This is a genomic window from Methylotenera sp. (assembly GCF_030684185.1).
Classification (GTDB): domain Bacteria; phylum Pseudomonadota; class Gammaproteobacteria; order Burkholderiales; family Methylophilaceae; genus Methylotenera.
Genome location: NZ_JAUXOY010000014.1, coordinates 467,277 through 485,279, shown reverse-complemented (window position 1 = coordinate 485,279; position 18,003 = coordinate 467,277). Strand labels below are relative to the sequence as shown.

General features: G+C 43.6%; 17 protein-coding genes. 8 read left to right on the top strand and 9 right to left on the bottom strand.

The window, feature by feature from the left end; genetic code table 11:
* Positions 1 to 333 precede the first annotated feature (333 nt).
* On the bottom strand, positions 334 to 1,470 hold the full coding sequence (carA, locus tag Q8J82_RS05035; protein ID WP_305252210.1) for a glutamine-hydrolyzing carbamoyl-phosphate synthase small subunit: 1,137 nt from the start codon (positions 1,468 to 1,470) through the stop codon (positions 334 to 336).
* 247 nt (positions 1,471 to 1,717) lie between these two features.
* Between carA and Q8J82_RS05030 the strand changes: the two genes are divergently transcribed.
* Positions 1,718 to 3,052 (top strand): glutamine synthetase family protein, encoded by a 1,335-nt coding sequence (locus Q8J82_RS05030; RefSeq protein WP_304908777.1) that lies wholly within the window; start codon positions 1,718 to 1,720, stop codon positions 3,050 to 3,052.
* A gap of 14 nt (positions 3,053 to 3,066) precedes the next feature.
* Here the strand turns inward: Q8J82_RS05030 and Q8J82_RS05025 are convergent, their stop codons facing one another.
* The 3 genes from Q8J82_RS05025 to bamE are packed head-to-tail and all read right to left on the bottom strand — an operon-like array spanning position 3,067 to position 5,759.
* Positions 3,067 to 3,681, bottom strand: a complete 615-nt coding sequence (locus tag Q8J82_RS05025) for a DUF2238 domain-containing protein (protein ID WP_304891372.1) — start codon at positions 3,679 to 3,681, stop codon at positions 3,067 to 3,069.
* A gap of 32 nt (positions 3,682 to 3,713) precedes the next feature.
* On the bottom strand, positions 3,714 to 4,532 hold the full coding sequence (gene dapB / locus Q8J82_RS05020; protein WP_304908778.1) for a 4-hydroxy-tetrahydrodipicolinate reductase: 819 nt from the start codon (positions 4,530 to 4,532) through the stop codon (positions 3,714 to 3,716).
* Positions 4,533 to 4,556: 24 nt separating this feature from the next.
* Complete coding sequence (gene bamE / locus Q8J82_RS05015) at positions 4,557 to 5,759, bottom strand: outer membrane protein assembly factor BamE (RefSeq protein WP_304891370.1); 1,203 nt, start codon at positions 5,757 to 5,759, stop codon at positions 4,557 to 4,559.
* 87 nt (positions 5,760 to 5,846) lie between these two features.
* On the opposite strand from bamE, the gene fur reads away from it, so the two are divergent.
* Positions 5,847 to 6,272 (top strand): ferric iron uptake transcriptional regulator, encoded by a 426-nt coding sequence (gene fur / locus Q8J82_RS05010; protein WP_304891369.1) that lies wholly within the window; start codon positions 5,847 to 5,849, stop codon positions 6,270 to 6,272.
* Positions 6,273 to 6,299: 27 nt separating this feature from the next.
* On the opposite strand, the gene recN is transcribed toward fur, so the two are convergent.
* Both recN and Q8J82_RS05000 read right to left on the bottom strand, forming a co-directional pair.
* Positions 6,300 to 7,979, bottom strand: coding sequence for a DNA repair protein RecN (recN, locus tag Q8J82_RS05005; protein WP_305327867.1), 1,680 nt, complete (start codon positions 7,977 to 7,979; stop codon positions 6,300 to 6,302).
* A 142-nt stretch (positions 7,980 to 8,121) separates the two neighbouring features.
* Positions 8,122 to 8,991, bottom strand: coding sequence for an NAD(+) kinase (locus Q8J82_RS05000; protein WP_304908780.1), 870 nt, complete (start codon positions 8,989 to 8,991; stop codon positions 8,122 to 8,124).
* Between the two features lie 101 nt (positions 8,992 to 9,092).
* On the opposite strand from Q8J82_RS05000, the gene hrcA reads away from it, so the two are divergent.
* From hrcA to waaF, 6 genes are all read left to right on the top strand, one after another.
* Positions 9,093 to 10,109, top strand: coding sequence for a heat-inducible transcriptional repressor HrcA (hrcA, locus tag Q8J82_RS04995; RefSeq protein ID WP_305327866.1), 1,017 nt, complete (start codon positions 9,093 to 9,095; stop codon positions 10,107 to 10,109).
* 24 nt (positions 10,110 to 10,133) lie between these two features.
* Positions 10,134 to 11,237 carry a ferrochelatase gene (gene hemH, locus Q8J82_RS04990; RefSeq protein WP_304908781.1) on the top strand — a complete coding sequence of 368 codons (1,104 nt, stop codon included), beginning with the start codon at positions 10,134 to 10,136 and terminating at the stop codon, positions 11,235 to 11,237.
* A gap of 164 nt (positions 11,238 to 11,401) precedes the next feature.
* Entirely contained in the window at positions 11,402 to 12,391 is a 990-nt protein-coding gene (rfaD, locus tag Q8J82_RS04985; protein WP_305252205.1) for an ADP-glyceromanno-heptose 6-epimerase, read from the top strand.
* Between the two features lie 41 nt (positions 12,392 to 12,432).
* A complete protein-coding gene (locus Q8J82_RS04980) occupies positions 12,433 to 12,999 on the top strand; it encodes an SIS domain-containing protein (protein WP_305252203.1) in 567 nt (188 codons plus the stop codon).
* A gap of 27 nt (positions 13,000 to 13,026) precedes the next feature.
* Positions 13,027 to 14,490 (top strand): D-glycero-beta-D-manno-heptose-7-phosphate kinase, encoded by a 1,464-nt coding sequence (gene rfaE1 / locus Q8J82_RS04975; protein ID WP_304891893.1) that lies wholly within the window; start codon positions 13,027 to 13,029, stop codon positions 14,488 to 14,490.
* A 6-nt stretch (positions 14,491 to 14,496) separates the two neighbouring features.
* Entirely contained in the window at positions 14,497 to 15,519 is a 1,023-nt protein-coding gene (gene waaF, locus Q8J82_RS04970) for a lipopolysaccharide heptosyltransferase II (RefSeq protein WP_305327012.1), read from the top strand.
* A 31-nt stretch (positions 15,520 to 15,550) separates the two neighbouring features.
* On the opposite strand, the gene lpxO is transcribed toward waaF, so the two are convergent.
* From lpxO to eda, 3 genes are all read right to left on the bottom strand, one after another.
* The gene (lpxO, locus tag Q8J82_RS04965; protein ID WP_304891895.1) at positions 15,551 to 16,450 is read right to left on the bottom strand and encodes a lipid A hydroxylase LpxO; all 900 of its coding nucleotides are present in this window, start codon (positions 16,448 to 16,450) and stop codon (positions 15,551 to 15,553) included.
* Between the two features lie 91 nt (positions 16,451 to 16,541).
* A complete protein-coding gene (locus Q8J82_RS04960; RefSeq protein ID WP_305327865.1) occupies positions 16,542 to 17,219 on the bottom strand; it encodes an HAD family hydrolase in 678 nt (225 codons plus the stop codon).
* A gap of 88 nt (positions 17,220 to 17,307) precedes the next feature.
* Positions 17,308 to 17,934, bottom strand: coding sequence for a bifunctional 4-hydroxy-2-oxoglutarate aldolase/2-dehydro-3-deoxy-phosphogluconate aldolase (gene eda / locus Q8J82_RS04955; RefSeq protein WP_305327864.1), 627 nt, complete (start codon positions 17,932 to 17,934; stop codon positions 17,308 to 17,310).
* Positions 17,935 to 18,003 lie beyond the last annotated feature (69 nt).

Here is an 18,003-nt window from a genome sequence, read left to right as displayed (position 1 = left end):
CTGCAGATGCAGTCGAACTCTCATATATTTGCCACGGTATCCATACCACCACAGAGGCCACATATTTGCAGCTACCCCACGGCAGTCAAACCAATCTCTATGCGCGGGGAAAAGGTCAACCCCCCCATCTGATACACTACGAACTCTCCTAGACTCTTCCCCAATTTCTGAGTCTGTTGGGTTGGTGCGCATTAGCTTTCGTGCGCGCGTCATTTCATTCTGAGAAGATAAAAGCCATTCCTTTGCATTCTCCAAATTTACATCGACCGCCCAAACATTAGCCGAAAAAGACACTAACAGCGAGAAGAACATGATGAATCTCATTACCTACCTCTATTCTTGCATCAAATCAATAAACTGATCAAACAAATAACTCATTTCAGTAGGACCCGGACTTGCTTCTGGATGCCCTTGGAAGCTAAACGCAGGCTTGTCTGTACGTGCAATACCCTGAAGACTGCCATCAAACAATGAAACATGCGTGGTTTTAATATTAGCTGGCAAGTTAGCTGCATCAACCGCAAAACCATGATTTTGGCTGGTGATATAGACGCGCTTAGATTCAACATCTTGCACTGGATGATTTGCGCCGTGATGACCAAATTTCATTTTATGAGTCTTAGCGTCACTCGCTAATGCCAATAACTGATGGCCCAAGCAAATACCAAACGTTGGAACGCCTGTTTCTACGATTGTTTTGATGGCAGCAATTGCATAATCACAAGGTGCTGGGTCACCAGGTCCGTTTGAAAGGAACACACCGTCTGGTTTGTAAGCGAGCGCTTCAGCGGCTGATGTTTGTGCTGGCAACACTGTCACCTTACAACCGCGCGAAACCAACATACGTAGAATATTACGTTTAACGCCGTAATCATAAGCAACCACATGGAATTGCGTTACGGGCGCTTCAGCAAAACCTTTGCCCAACGCCCACTCTCCTTGTGTAAATTCATAAGGCTTGTCGCAGGTCACAACCTTGGCAAGGTCCATGCCAGATAGACCAGGGAAGCCAGCAATTAAACTTTGCGCCAAAGAGACAGCTTTAGCTTCATCTGCTTCGCCCGCGATAACCACACCCGTTTGCGCACCTTTTTCACGTAAAATTCTAGTTAATTTACGAGTGTCAATATCAGCAATAGCTACAACATTATTAGCACTGAGATACTCTGCCAGTGACTGAGAGTTTCTAAAGTTGCTATGAGTAAGTGGCAAGTCACGAATAATCAAACCGCTGGCATATACCTGGCCAGACTCAACATCTTCAAGATTCACACCATAATTACCAATGTGCGGATAAGTCAGCGTGACGATTTGTTTGGTGTAAGATGGGTCTGTGAGTATCTCTTGGTAGCCAGTCATTGAGGTGTTGAAAACAACTTCACCAACAGTTTGGCCAACAGCACCGATTGACGAGCCCCGAAACACAGTTCCATCTGCAAGTACGAGTATGGCGGGCAGGTTTTGTGACACGGTAACTCCTTGTTTTTACTTGTTTAAAAGTAATCTTTATCAGACGATTGTCTGGGTTAGTTAATTTTTATGCTCTATGTTCAGCATGAACTGATGGCAGATACGCAAAACGGGAGGAGCTTTATACTCTTCCCGTTTCAGAATTAACGAATTATAGCGAAAAGCTACATACTTTTCAACTTGAGATTGTAAATACAGGTGTTCGATTCTAAAGTAGAAGTAAATAAAAACACGCTAAAGGATAGTTATGAGTAAATCGATTTCTCAGCTCATCGCCGAGCATCACATACACGAAGTAGAGTGTGTTATTCCAGATATGACGGGTATTGCACGTGGAAAAATTCTACCTAAAGATTTATTTTTAAGTGCCGGCGAGATGCGTTTACCCAAGAGCGTGTTGCTAAATACTGTAAACGGTCAGCAGCCAGATAACGGGCCATACGTGGGCGATACCGACCCTGATATGGTTTGCAAACCTGATATTTCCACCTTTAGAGTCGTGCCTTGGGCAGCAGAGCCTGTAGCGGTGATAATTCATGACTGCCTTGAGTGGGATGGTTCTCCAGTTGCGCTTTCTCCACGCGCCGTGCTTCGCCGCATGATTGATCTTTATGCACAGCGCGGATGGCGTCCTGTAGTTGCGCCAGAAATGGAGTTTTTTCTAGTAGCACGTCAGCAAAATCCGCACGAACCACTGCAACCACCTATTGGCCGGACTGGTAAACCTGAAGCGGGTAGACAAAGCTACTCAATAGATGCGGTCAATGATTTTGATCCATTTTTTATGGAGCTTTCTAAATTCTGTGATGTGCACAGACTGGGCGTTGAGACTTTAATTCACGAAGCTGGCGCTGGTCAGATGGAAATCAACTTTACCCATGGCGACCCGCTAGAGCTTGCAGACCGTGTATTTCTATTCAAACGTACAGTGCGTGAAACCGCTTTACGACACGGCATTTTTGCCACCTTTATGGCAAAACCTATGGAAGCTGAGCCTGGCAGCGCGATGCACATTCACCAAAGCATAATTGATGCTGACGGCAATAACATTTTCAGCAAACCTGATGGCACAGCAAGTGCTGAATTTTTTCATTACATTGCAGGTTTACAGAAGTACGTACCTCAAGTGATGCCAATGTTTGCGCCTTATGTAAACTCTTACCGCAGGCTCGCCCCATTTATGTCAGCTCCCACAAACGTGCGTTGGGGCTATGACAATCGCACCTGCGGCATTCGCGTACCAAATTCCGATGCCGCCTCAAGACGAATAGAAAACCGCGTGCCTGGCGTTGATGTAAACCCATATCTGGCGATTGCCGCCACGCTAGCCTGCGGTTATCAAGGCATTCTAGAAGCGCAACAACCTTCCGATGCACTCAGCACCAGCGCATGGAATATGGCTGATGACCTGCCGCATCACTTAGAAGATGCGATTGAACGTTTACGTGGCTGTGCGCCGATGCATGATCTATTTGGAGCAAAGTTTGTAGACGCTTTTTGCGCAGTGAAAGAGCTGGAATACGGCACCTACAACCGCGTGATTAGCTCTTGGGAGCGAGAGCACTTATTACTGCTGGTTTAAAGATTTACTAAATTTTAATGCTGGTTTAATAACTGTTTATCATGAGTTTTGGCTAATGCAACCTGCGCCACAATCGCACCGATGAGCGCAGTAAACATGTCCCACTGCGTATCCCACACGTCACCCTGCGTACCCAAAAACGCTTCAGCCGCACCACCTTCATAAACGGCTACCCACCATTCGACAAACTCATACACTGCACTGATGCTGAGGCATATACAACAAGTAATGAAGAATAACCAGCGACCTTGCTGTAATGGCGACTTTTTAAGCATAATTTCACGCACGATAATCGCTGGAACAAAACCTTGCACGAAATGGCCGACCCTATCGTAATAGTTACGTGATAAATCCAACACATCTTGCAACCAATCAAATAGCGGCACCTCAGCATAAGTATAGTGTGCGCCAATCAATAGAATAATGGCATGAACCAGCATCAGAAAATAGGCTAATTGCGTGAATTGCAAGTGCTTATAAGAAAAGAACAAAATGGGCAATGCAATGATTACTGGCGCGACTTCTAGCCACCACGTCAGGCGATCCGTTGGAGTAATTGCAGACCACACAAACATTGCACTGAGTATAGTGAACAGCAGTAAAAAGAACTGATTTCCTGTTTTTCTCACGCTATAATGAGCTTTACTAGAAGTGAGACTGATTAGCGCAAGCCCAGAACATCTTGCATATCAAACAAACCCTTAATTTTTCCATTGGCAGAGTCTTTTCCGCTTAAAAACTTAGCCGCTCGCAATGCGCCTAGCGCAAACGTAGCACGACTGCTGGCTTTATGTGTCAACTCTACGCGCTCTCCGATGCCAGCAAGTACTACAGTATGGTCACCCACGACATCGCCGCCACGTAGCGTGGCAAAGCCGATTTTTCCTGCTTCGCGCTCGCCAGTCACACCTTCACGTGCGTATATGGCACAATCCTTTAACGACTGTCCCAAGCCTTGTGCAGCCGCTTCGCCTAGACGCAGAGCGGTACCAGAAGGAGCATCGATTTTATGACGATGGTGCATTTCCACCACTTCAATATCATAGCCATCATTCAGCACTTTGGCGGCTTGTTCCACCAAGTTAATCAGCAAGGTCACACCGACACTCATGTTTGGTGCAAAGACTATAGAAATATTTTTGGAAGCTGCTTCGATAGCTAGTTTTTGTTCAGGTGAAAAACCTGTAGTACCGATAACCATTTTTACATGATGCTTTTGGCATGCATCAAGATACATCATGCTTGCCTCAGGACGCGTAAAATCAATCAACACATCTGCATTGCTCAAAGCAGCTTCAATATTGCCTGTCACTTTTACGCCAGATACTTTACCAAACTGCTCACCTGCATCCCGCCCTACTTGTGGATTTCCAGCACGATCTAGCGCACCATGCAGCACTAATTCAGCATCAGCAAATACTCCTTCGAGTAAAGCTTGCCCCATACGGCCTGTTACACCTGCTATCACTACTTTAATCATTCTAACCTTCTAAATAATACAGACTTAAAAGCCAATTTTTTCAATCACGCCATCGAAATGTTCAATGGTATTTTCAGGTGCCAACACCTTCTGCACCTCGGGCCTTTGCGCGTTAGCCACTACCGACTCTTTCACAATCAACCAGCGATTTGATTTTGCATCAAACTCTAAATTCAACTGCTTAGTGACTTGGTCGCTAAACACTTTTGATTGATATTTCTGAAAAAACTGCACCGTCGCCTGTTTGTCTTGTACCTGCACTTGAACATCCTCTAAAGCCAAACTTATATCGCCCTGCTTGCCTGAAAGACGTTGTTTTCGTTGTGCAACCCAAGTTTTTTTACTTACAGCACCTTCCGGTTTAAATTTATCTGCATAAAAGCCAAGATATTGATTTGCATTTCTGGTTCGCCAAGCATCAGCCCAATCATTCACCGCCTGAACTACGGCTTCATTACTTGCGGATGCTCCACTGACTTGTGCAACTGCATTAGCTTCAGCAGCACCGGCTTCTTCTTGCAAAGGTTCTTTCACGGCTTGCTGTACTTGCTGTCCTTGTGAGCTTGGTTGCTCAATCGACTGCGGAGTTAAAGGCAACTGAATATCTTGCACTAAAACCGACTTTGGCGCATCCGCTTCGACATTTGCCTCCTTCTCTGTTGCAGCGGCTAATGTTGAATCTGCTAAAGGCACCGCTACAGCGGCCAGGACAGCTTCGGTCGCAGCAGGTGTTGCAATTACTGCGGCACTTGATACTTTTCCTGCCACCTCAACTTCGTCACTTTTCCAGAACTTAAGTTTATCAAGCATGCTTTTTTTCTGCGTTGGTACAGCTGCTTCTACGACTCGTGTGCCAGTATTTGCCTTTTCGCTGGATTGTTCACCCGCTTTAGGAATCACATCGCCACGCACGGTTTTCAACAACTCATCTTCAAAATCTAAAATAACGCGACGTTGTTCAGTTATTTTGCCTTTTTCACGCATCTGATAGACATAATCCCAACGATTACCGTGAAAACTATCTTGAATCAGCGGAGTGCCCATAATGAAACGCACTTGTGACTTCGTCATACCAGGACGTAGTTGCAACAACATTGCAGAGGTCACCACGTTGCCTTGCTGCACATCTAGTTTATAAGGTTTTATGGTTGGCAAGGCCGTGCCGCATGACGCGCACAGTACCGCCAATAAAATGACAGAGTAACGAAAAACAGAAAAAATACGCATATTATGACTTTAGTTAGAATTAGCGTTAATATAACACGTAGACAGCGAACCCAAAACACTGTCATTGTTAATTGTGAGTAAACGACTATGCAAGATCAAAAAGACTTAAAAAACGCAGGCCTTAAAGCCACACTGCCTAGACTAAAGGTATTAAGCCTGTTTGAGAACAGCAAAGACCGCCATCTATCTGCCGAAGATATATACAAGGTAATGATTAACGCTGGCGAAGATGTTGGCTTAGCCACGGTTTATCGCGTGCTCACCCAATTTGAGCAAGCGGGCTTACTGATACGCCATCATTTTGAAAGCGGTAAAGCAGTATTTGAGCTGAATACTGGCGGTCATCACGACCATATCGTGTGCATTAAATGTGGGCGTGTTGAAGAGTTTTATGACGCAGAAATCGAAAAAAGACAAGAAAGTGCAGCGGCAAAATTGGGATTTAAAATGCAAGACCACTCGTTAACGATTTATGGCGTTTGTGACAAACAGCCATGTTCAAATAAAAGTTAATCGGTAACCATCATTTTTTCATTAAAACTATCGTTCTAACATCTCTTTCGCATGCTGGCGCGTGGTTTCCGTAATCTCAATGCCACCCAGCATCCGCGCAATTTCTTGCACTCGGGCTTCGTCATCCAGCGCAGCAATGGTACTTAGGGTTTGTTCATTGACTAATGATTTACTGACGCGTAAGTGATGTGACCCTAAAGCCGCTACTTGCGGTAAATGTGTAATAACCAACACTTGGCGCTGACTTAAGATTTTATCGCCTTGTTGCTGCTCACCTAATTGTTTTAATAGCTGCCCTACCACCTCCGCCACGCCTCCGCCAATGCCAACATCCACTTCATCAAATATCATGGTGGGAATACTTTCTTTTTGTGCAGTAACGACACGAATAGCCAAGCTGATTCGTGAAAGCTCACCGCCTGATACGACTTTAGCCAAAGGTCTTGCAGTTACACCTGCATGACCAGCCACCAAAAACTCAACCTGCTCGAGCCCATATTGGCTTGGTGCCTGCTCAGTTAATGCCACTTCAAACTTACCGCCACTTAAGGATAATCGCTGCATTTCCGCACTGATTTGTGTGCTTAATTTAACTGCGGCAGATTGACGGCCATCACTAAGTTTTTTAGCTAGTTCCATGTAGGCCGCTAAAGCTTGCGCTTCCTGCTTGGCAAGTTCACCATCATTTGCAAATAACTCCAGCTCAGCCATACGCAATTGCGATTTGGTGAGCAAATCCACCAGCTCTTCTGGTTTTACGCGATACTTGCGTGAGGTGTTGTGTAAGTTTTGAATTTTAGAATCCAAGGCTGCAAGCCGTTCAGGATCAAGTTCCGCACGCTGTAGGTAACGGTTCAAAAAACGTGCTGTTTCTTCTAACTGAATGATGGCGGAATCCAGCGTTTCAGTTGCTTCAGCAATTGCAGCATCATATTCACGCAGATTTTGTAGCTTATGCTGCACTTGCGTCAGCAAGCGCATTGCAGACAACTCACCCTCGCTCAACAATTCTCTACATTCTTCACCACCCGTAATTAGGCTGGCACCATTGGATAAGCGTAAGTGCTCATTCTGCAACTCATCCCACTCACTTGGGCTGATTACAATTTGCGATAATTCGCGTGTTTTATCGCGTAAATCTGCCAACTCATCTGCATACGCACTTGCATTTTTTTCGGCTTCTTCGCGCTGCTGATTGAGCGTGTACCAAGTACCATATTGCACCGCAACTTGCATCGCGAAGCTAGATAATCCACCGAAATTATCAAGCACATTACGTTGCGTTGCCAATTTCAACAACGAATGGTGTGCATTTTGGCTGTAGATATCCACTAACAACTCACCAAGCTCTTTTAACTGGGTCACATTAACAGTAGTGCCATTAATAAATGCACGCGAGCGCCCATCTGCATACATCACACGGCGTAATATTAACTCGTTTGCATCATTTTCCATTTCAGCATCTACTAACCACTGCTTAGCTTCAAGATTATTGGTAATAGCAAAAATTGCACTGATTTCAGCTTTATCACAGCCTGCACGCGTGACTCCGCCCTCGCCTCTCGCGCCTAAAGCCAATGAGAGTGCATCAATCAATATAGACTTGCCCGCGCCCGTTTCCCCGGTAAGTACGGTAAAACCAGCCTCAAACTCTAAATCGAGTTGATTGACGATGACAAAATCACGAATGGAAAGGCTTTGTAACATTATAAAATCAATAAGTTAGATAAATTTTTATATTATTTTCTTAGGCTATTTTGCTAAGAATTGAAAATGACAAGGCTAAGACAGTACGAATAGTACGGCAAGACGAAGTCAACACTGTCAGTTTTGATTGTTAGCAAAAATATCAACCCCAGTTAAGCTTATTACGCAGCATATCAAAATAGCAATAATCACTAGGATGCAGCAAAGAAATAGTTTGCTGAGCGCGAGTTACAATAATCTTGTCACCAATTTCTAAAGTCACCTGGAATTGACCATCAAAACTTAATTGCGCCTCATCAAACTGCACCACAGTGACTTCGATTTGACTGTCACTATGCACGGCAATCGGTCGGTTACTTAAAGTGTGCGGACAAATAGGTACTAATGTAAAAGCATGCAAATTGGGATGTAAGATTGGTCCGCCGGCTGATAGCGCATACGCTGTAGTTCCCGTTGGCGTACTGATAATCAGGCCATCAGCACGTTGCTTATGTACGAATTTTTCATTGATAGTTACCTCAAGCTCAATTAAGCGCAAAGCGCTCTTAATGACCACATCGTTAAGCGCATAATTGGCATGCAACACTTGGTTATCTCTAACTACCTTTGCGGCAAGCATCACGCGTGGTTCTTTAATGAAATCACCTGCCAAAATCCGGTCTATCTGCACCAGCATATCTTCAACACGCAAGTCCGTTAAAAAACCAAAACGCCCACGATTTACACCGACCAGCGGCACATCATCATCTATCAGGCTGCGCGCCACACTTAGCATGGTGCCATCGCCGCCCATTACAATCACTAAATCAACTTTGCTACCTATACTTTCTAGCGATGCAGTTTTAAAACCTGATAGCTCAGCATGTTGCGCTGTGTTTTCCTCTATCCATACCTCGATATGCTTCGCGGATAAATGGCTGGCCAAATCAGCCAAATCTCTCTGCATTAGCTGCAAAGCTGACTGATTCATGTATTTGCCGATAATGGCAATAGATTTAAAGCTGGTTTGCATGTCGAAGTTTATTCGCGTGTTTCATAAATTGACATAATTATCGCGCAGAATTTTGTTTTGCAGTATAACTATTGCCATAAATCGGGCAAAATATCAAAAACATGGATAAACGCGCACAAATCTTACTAAAGACCTTAGTCGAACATTACATTAGTGATGGCCAGCCCATCGGTTCACGTACACTGCTGCAGCACTCTGGCTTAGACGTCAGTGCTGCAACAATTCGTAATGTAATGAGCGATTTAGAGCATCTCGGTTTTATTGCCAGCCCTCACACTTCTGCCGGACGCATCCCCACGCAAAAGGGTTACCGCTTGTTTGTAGACTCTTTACTCACGGTACAACCGCTGGAAACCCAAGCATTACAACAACTTAAAAACGGCCTATCTTCCCCCAACCCGACTGAGCTTATTGCCAGCGCCGCAGATATGTTATCGCAGCTCACGCAATTTGCAGGATTAGTCATGATTCCAAAACGGAAACGTGTTGCTTTTAAGCATTTGGAATTTCTACCTTTATCAGAAACAAGAATTTTGGTGATTATCGTTACTAGCGATGGCAATGTGCAAAACCGCATCCTTCTGACCGAAAAAATTTACTCTCAAAGCGAACTGACACAAGCCAGCAATTACTTTAATGCGAATTTTTCAGGTCAAACTTTTGAAGAAGTGCAACAAAAACTGCATATTGAACTCCAACAAATGCAATCAGACATGAACCGCTTAATGTCAGCAGCGCTTGAAGCCAGCAGCAAAGCTGTTGATAACAATAAAGATGGCGTTGTGATTGCTGGTGAACGTAATTTGCTTCAAGTTGATGAACTATCAACCAATGTAAGCAGCCTGCGTAAACTGTTTGAGATTTTTGAGCGCCGTACATCGCTGATGCAGCTATTAGACAACAGTCAGCACGCAGAAGGTATACAGATATTTATAGGTGGCGAGAGTGGGTACTTACCTTTAGATGAATGCAGCATGATTACAGCACCTTATGAAGCAGATGGGCAAGTGGTTGGCACGCTTGGCGTGATTGGGCCAACACGTATGGCTTATGAGCGCGTAATACCGATTGTAGATGTCACAGCAAAACTATTATCCAATGCGTTATCGAATAATTAACTTTTATAAACTAAGAAAAAATTAATGGCTTATTACAATCCTGAACCAAAATATGAACACGGCGACCAACTTAAAGTAGGTATTTTACTAGCCAATTTAGGTACGCCAGATGCGCCGACCGCTTCCGCATTACGACCTTATCTAAGACAGTTTTTAAGCGATACGCGCGTGGTGGAAATTCCTCGTGCAATTTGGTGGTTTATTTTAAATTGTATTATTTTAGTAGTTCGACCCAAAAAATCTGCTGAAAAATACGCCCAAGTATGGCTTAAAGAAGGCTCACCCTTACTAGTCCATGCAAAAAAGCAAACACTGCTATTACGAGGTTTTTTGGGCCAAAAAATCAAATCACCATTTGCCGTTGAGTTGGGTATGAGTTATGGCAACCCCAGCATGCAATCAGCCATTGATAAACTAAGAGCGCAACACTGTGACCGCATCCTGGTATTTCCGCTGTATCCGCAATATGCCGCGAGCAGCACCGCAAGCGCGCTTGATGCAGTTTGGCGCGTGTTGCTTAAAACGCGTAACGTGCCAGCCATACGCACCATACGGCATTATCACGACCACCCTGCTTACATTGCTGCATTAGCAGAAAGTGTTAACGAACATTGGCACATTAACGGTGGCAAGCCAAATAAATTAGTGATGAGCTTTCATGGTTTACCGAAATTTCATCTATTAAAAGGTGATCCATATCATTGCGAATGTCATAAAACAGCACGATTATTAGCAGAATCTTTAAGCTTAACAAAAGATGAATATACCGTTGCATTTCAATCCCGTTTTGGCAAACAGGAATGGCTGAAACCCTACCTGGCAAGTACGCTGGAAGAATTAGGCAAAGCCAAAACCAAACGAATTGATGTCATTTGCCCTGGCTTTAGTAGCGATTGCTTGGAAACGCTAGAAGAAATTGCGATGGAAGGTAAAGAAATCTTCACCCATGCCGGTGGCGGTGAATATCACTACATAGCCGCACTCAATGAAAATGAAGCTTGGATACACGCTATGACGGCAATTGCCCTAGAAAACCTGCAGGGCTGGGTTTCGCCAGAGTGGAATTCAGAACAAGCTAAAAAGAACGCTGAAATGACGCACCTTAGAGCGAAGGCGATAGTTTCGTAAAACTTAAGCTGTTGTTTGCTATACTTCTACTGATTACCTAATGTCGACTTTAATTATGAAAAACATTATCTTTAATTTTTTGGTGAGAATTTTTAACAGCGTTATTAAATGGCTCAAGAGTAAGTAAATATAAATATTTAAGCTACAAATACAGGCGTATCAATATGATTGTGATTACCGGCGGTGCTGGGATGATAGGTTCTATCATCGCATGGCATCTAAATACTAAACTACAACGTGATGACATGGTCGTTGTAGACCGTATGACGCATGAGAGTCAATGGCAAAACTTAGTGAAGCGTCAATACGTGCAATATCTGGATAAAGACCAGTTATTGCCTTGGCTTGAAGGACGTACTGACATTGAAGCCATTATTCATATGGGTGCAATCAGTGCGACTACCGAACGCGATTTTAATAAACTAGTTGAATCCAACATTCATTATTCGCAGAATCTCTGGGCTTGGTGCGCTGACAACAAAGCTGCTTTCTTTTATGCCAGTTCAGCAGCGACTTATGGTGATGGTGAGCATGGTTATGATGATGTTTCAATTGAGAGTCTTCGCCCACTCAATGGTTACGGCTACTCAAAACACTTTTTCGATCAATGGGCGTTACGACAGGTATCAGAAAACAATGCTATACCAGCGGCTTGGGCTGGCTTCAAGTTTTTTAATGTCTATGGCCCAAACGAATATCACAAAGAGCGCATGGCGAGTGTAGCGTTTCATAGTTTTAACCAGTTCAAAGATACTGGCACAGTCAAACTGTTCAAAAGCCATAAAGAAGGTTACTCCGACGGCATGCAGTTGCGCGACTTTGTTTATGTAAAAGATGCCGCTGCGGCAGTAGTACACTTTCTCGAAGCCGCTTTGCATGGTGAACCATGTACTAATGGGATTTATAATATAGGTACTGGGAAAGCGCGTGCTTTTAAAGATTTAGCCTCTAGTGTTATGGCCAGCATAGGTAAAGCACCCAACCTTACCTTTATTGATATGCCAGAAGATTTACAAGGTAAGTACCAATACTTTACCGAAGCCACCGCAACAAAACTACGTGCTGCAGGCTACACTCAAGCTTTTTTAAGTTTAGAAGAAGGCGTACAAGACTATGTACAAAATTATTTAATGCATGATGATGCTTATTGTTAGGCTATCGATTGCTAGCAAGCAACCTTTGTGAGAGAGCGAGTATGACCCACCAAACTGAATTTTTGCTAAGCGAGTTACAAGCACACACTGACATGTTTGCTCAACTCCAAAGCATATTTCCTCAAGTAAAAGTTGTTGCAGAGGAATTGCGTGCCACAATTAAACGTGGCGGAAAAATCTTAATCATGGGTAATGGCGGTAGCGCCGCAGATAGTCAACATATTGCTGCCGAAATCGTCGGTCGTTATAAAAAAGAACGTCGCGGCTTGCCTGCAATCGCGCTAACGACTGACACCTCTATCCTCACCTCAGTTGGCAACGATTATGGTTACGACTATATTTTCGCACGTCAAATCGAAGCACTCTGCAGACCTGAAGACTTAGTAATTGGTATTACTACCTCTGGCAACAGCAAGAATGTGGTAAATGCAATCATAGAAGCAAATTCAATTGGTGCGACCACCGTAGGCTTAACTGGCGGCACAGGCGGAAAGTTAATGGAATTATGCAAATTCAACTTAGTGATGCCGAGTAACGATACACCGCGCATTCAAGAAGCGCACATCTTTATTGGCCATAGCCTTTGTGGCTTGCTGGAAGCAGATTAAGTCAAGGGTTTAAGGTAAAGTCCAAATATGAATTCGCATTTAATCGAGACTGTTCGCCATTTTACAGACACTAAAAAATCAATATTAGTCATTGGCGATGTGATGCTTGACCGCTACCTGATGGGCAATGTGAATCGCATTTCGCCCGAAGCGCCTGTTCCGGTGGTGCTACTCAAGCAGTCAGAAGATCGCGCTGGTGGTGCTGCAAACGTAGCTGCCAACTTATCCGGATTAGGATTGCATACAGAAATTATTGGCTGCATAGGTGAAGATGCTACTGGAAAAATACTTAAGAAAATCATTGCTGATGCTGACATCGGTATCGAAAATGTCATGACCTCAACATTGAGACCAACCGTCTCAAAAACCAGAGTCATGAGCGGCAACCAGCAGATCGTACGAATTGACGACGAAAGCAGTGCTGCATTCACTGTTGAAGAAAATGCTCTTTTACTGAGCAATGTTGCAAAAGCGCTTAACAAGAAGCCAGCAATGGTCATTTTGTCTGATTATGACAAAGGCGTATTAAGTGATAACACTTGCAAAACCATTATTGAAAATTGCAAAAAACTTGGCATCCCAGTGATTGCAGACCCAAAAGGTCGAGATTACAGCAAATATAAAGGTGCGAGTACTCTTACCCCGAACAAAAAAGAAACTGCCGAAGCTTGCGGCGTTGATATCAATAACACTGAAGCCCTACTGCACGCTGCGGAACAGCTTAAAAACACATTAGACTTGGATTTCCTTGCGGTCACCCGTGGCGAAGAAGGTATTTCACTAATTGATGATATACAGATACAACATATTCCCGCTACAGCAAAAAAAGTATTCGATGTTTCTGGTGCGGGCGACACCGTCATTGCCACACTTGCGGCAGGTTTAGTGCATGGATTAAACCCTCATGACGCCTTACAACTAGCCAATATTGCTGCTGGCATTGTAGTAGGTAAAGTCGGCACTGTACCAGTAACACAAGCCGAACTATTAAAAGCGTTAGTCAGTGAAGATGGCCAGTCGCAAGCAGATAAAATTTGTGACCGCTCTCAGTTAGCAGAGCTTGTAAGCCGCTGGAAGGCGAATCAACAAAAAATAGTCTTTACCAATGGCTGTTTTGATTTACTACATGCTGGCCATGTGACCTATTTAGAAGCAGCAAAAAAAACTGGTGATAAACTCATTTTGGGTCTTAATACCGATCGCTCTGTAAGCGCCATTAAAGGCCCGACGCGCCCAGTAGTGCATGAGGGGGATCGTGCAAGAGTACTGGCTGCACTGGCCTCGGTAGATGCAGTCATATTGTTTGATGAAGACACTCCGTTGCAACTGATTAATGCCATTCAGCCAGATGTAATTGTAAAAGGTGATGACTACACTGAAGAACAAGTAGTCGGCGGTAAAGAAGTCAAATCTTGGGGCGGTAGCGTCAAGTTAATTCCCTTGGTGCAAGGTCGCAGTACCAGCAATATCATCAAAAAATTAGGCACTTAGCCTATCATGTCCAGCGAGAAATCTAATCATTCCAAAATATTGGTGTTAGGTCCATCATGGGTGGGCGATATGGTGCTCGCGCAAAGCCTGTTCAAAACGCTCAAATCTATGAATCCTGACAACATAATTGATGTTGCAGCACCCGCCTGGACATTACCACTGATTGAACGCATGCCAGAAGTGAATAAGGGCATCGCCCTGCCCTTCAAGCACGGACAGTTTGCACTATTTGAGCGCATAAAATTTGGTAAAAGTCTGCGTAATGAAGCCTATACCCAAGCCATCATTCTGACCAACTCATTCAAATCCGCGATTTTGCCTTTCGCCGCGAATATTCCACAACGCACCAGCTTTTTAGGTGAAATGCGTTATGGACTAATCAACGATGTTCGTGAACTAGATAAAATAAAACTGCCGCGTACGGTAGATAGGTTTGTGACATTGGGACTTAAGCCAAATGCTAAATTGCCGATGAATATCGCCAAACCTACGCTCATTGCAAACAAAGAGAATGCGCTAGCAGCCTTACAAAAACTTGGTGTGATGGCACCCGTTAATAAAATACTTGGGCTTTGCCCAGGTGCAGAATATGGGGAAGCTAAACGCTGGCCTGCGGAATATTATGCAGAAGTAGCACGTGAACCATTAAGAAAAGGCTGGCAAGTATGGTTATTTGGTTCTGAAAAAGACATTCCAGTAACGACAGGCATCAACAGGCTCACGAATAATCAATGTTTAGATTTGGGTGGGAAAACCAGCTTAAGTGAAGCAATAGATCTAATGTCGCTTTGCGATACTGTAATCAGTAATGACTCAGGACTAATGCATGTTGCAGCGGCACTGGATAAGAATCTAGTGGCGATTTATGGTTCGTCTAATCCACACCATACACCACCGATGAACGATAACGCAGCAGTGGAATATTTAGCGCTTGATTGCAGCCCATGCTTTAAACGTGAGTGCCCGCTTGGCCATTTGAATTGCCTGAAAAACATATCACCGCAACAAGTAATCCATCACATCAAATAGATTACATTCTAAAAACCGCAAACTTAAAGAACTAAATTTTCCAAATTAAATAAATCGCCAAAGCAATTAAAGAAAATTTAGTGATTTTATATACCGTTTTATTCCAGTTTTTGAAACGGCGACGATACTGTCCAATTACCCATGCATAATGAAATATGCGATTGATAAATCCAGTTTGATCGCCATCATCATTTGGCGAACTCGCAGCAGTAACAATATTTTTCGCTAGCCAACGATTTACGGTTTGTGCCCAGCGATAGCGCATTGGGCGTTCAACATCGCAAAACAGAATAATTCGGTCTTGGTCTGTGCGGTTATAGGCTTCGTGAATATAGGTTTCATCAAACATCACCGCCTGGCCATCACGCCAGCTATAAGGAACGCCGTCCACATTAATAAAACATTCGTCGTTATTCGGTGTGGTTAGACCTAAATGGTAGCGTAGTGAACCGCCGTATGGGTCACGGTGTGGATTCAATTTTGCTCCAGGCGGTAACTCTGCAAACATCGCCGCTTTTATACTTGGAATTCTATTTAAAATCTCAACGGTCTTAGGGCAGAAGATTGCGGCGGAGGGGTGTTGTGCGTCGTACCACTTTAAATAAAAGCGCTTCCAGCCTGTTTTAAAGAATGAATTAAAGCCCGCATCATTATTGTTTTTTGAAGCTGCAATGCGTTCTTGCTCACGCATATTGAGCGCTTCTTCACGAATAATCTCCCAGGAGTCCGTTACAACCTGCATTTCTGGAAAAGTGCTTGTTGGTAGATATGGTGTGGTAGGCACTTTAGAAAACATGTACATAAACAAATTAAATGGCGCAACAACGGCAGAATGGTCAAATAATTGTTTAAGAATCGGGTGGCGGACTTTTCCACGAAAGTGAATAAAGCCTACTGCCGTTAAGAACAATGCGACTATAAAGTATTTCATGCTTAATAAACTTAACCTTATGATTGGACTGTGATTATTATACAACCATCATCTGTTAGATAGCCGAATCTACTGAAACGATATGTTTCTATTAAACTTTGCCATTAAAACTTACTAACTGAGCAATATTACGAAGTATAGTTAATTTGTTGACCGCACAAAATTCCTGCCAATCTGGCACTTCCGTCCAATCACTTAAGAAAATAAAATCCAATCCCGCACGGTCTGCCGCTTCAAAATCATATTTGCTATCGCCTAAAAACAAGGCTGGAAACTGAATGTTAGCATTAGCAATTTCACGCGCTAAAACTTCATCTTTATTATCTGGGCTACCAAATAAACCGCCATCAAACATGTGGTCAATTTTACGCTTGGCAAACAGCGTTTGAATTTCTTGCTGATCGCCGCCTGAAAGTATCATCCAATTGGCATTTGGCGTAACTGTGCGTAAATCAAACAAGCCTTTTGCCAAGTCGCATTGCATTAAGCCAGCTTCTAACTCTTTGCTAAAATCATCTAATAAAGCTTGAATAGCCTTTTCAGTGAAGGGCTGAAACAGAATCTCGCGTAAGTAATAATCAAACTTGTGATAGCGGGAAATTCCGCCAAGTTTGACGTGATAATCCACCAAAGCCTGCGCTTGTAAGTCTGTTGCGCCTAAGTTTTTTGCAGTACGGAAATACGCTTCTGTCTTGACTACATTGGAGTCAAGTACGACGCCATCGCAATCAAACACGATGGTTTTATATTTTGTAATATCAAGTTTCAAAAAGTATTCCTAAAGTCAGAATGACAAAGTCTTATAAACAAAAAAGGCTGGGCAATTGCCCAGCCCTGTTTAATCTAACTTAAACAACTTATGCTGCTTTGATGGCACTTGCCTCTTTAGCTAATTTTGTAATGTGCGCCCAATCTTTACGTGCTACTGCATCTGCTGGGGTCAACCAAGTGCCACCACAAACCACAACGTTTGGTAATGCTAAGAATTGTGGCGCAGAATCAACTGTTACGCCGCCTGTAGGGCAGAATTTAACATCGCCAAATGGACCAGCAAAGCCTTTGAGCAAGTTAATGCCTCCTACTGCGACTGCCGGAAATAATTTCAAGAAGTAATAATCATCAGCATTCGCCATCATAATTTCAGAGCCAGTGGAAACACCTGGCAATAATGGCAAGCCTATTTTGCGTGAATACTGACCTAGCTCGCTGGTGTAACCTGGACTTACGGCAAATTTACAACCAGCATCTAGCGAGGCCTGTGCATCTTTTAAATTACGTACGGTGCCTGAACCCATAATTGCATCTGGCACATGCTTGGCGATTTGCTCCATTGCTTGCAGCGCACATGATGAACGTAATGTCACTTCTAAAACGCGTATACCTCCGGCAAGTAAGGCTTCTGCCATAGGTACGGCATCTTCTACGTTGTTAATAACGATGACTGGAATTACCGGGCCTTGTTTTGCTAAATCTAATGTGCTCATGGTTTTCTACCTATGATGTTAATTTATTTTTTTACTGGATTCTCACCACCCTTCGACAAGCTCAGGGAA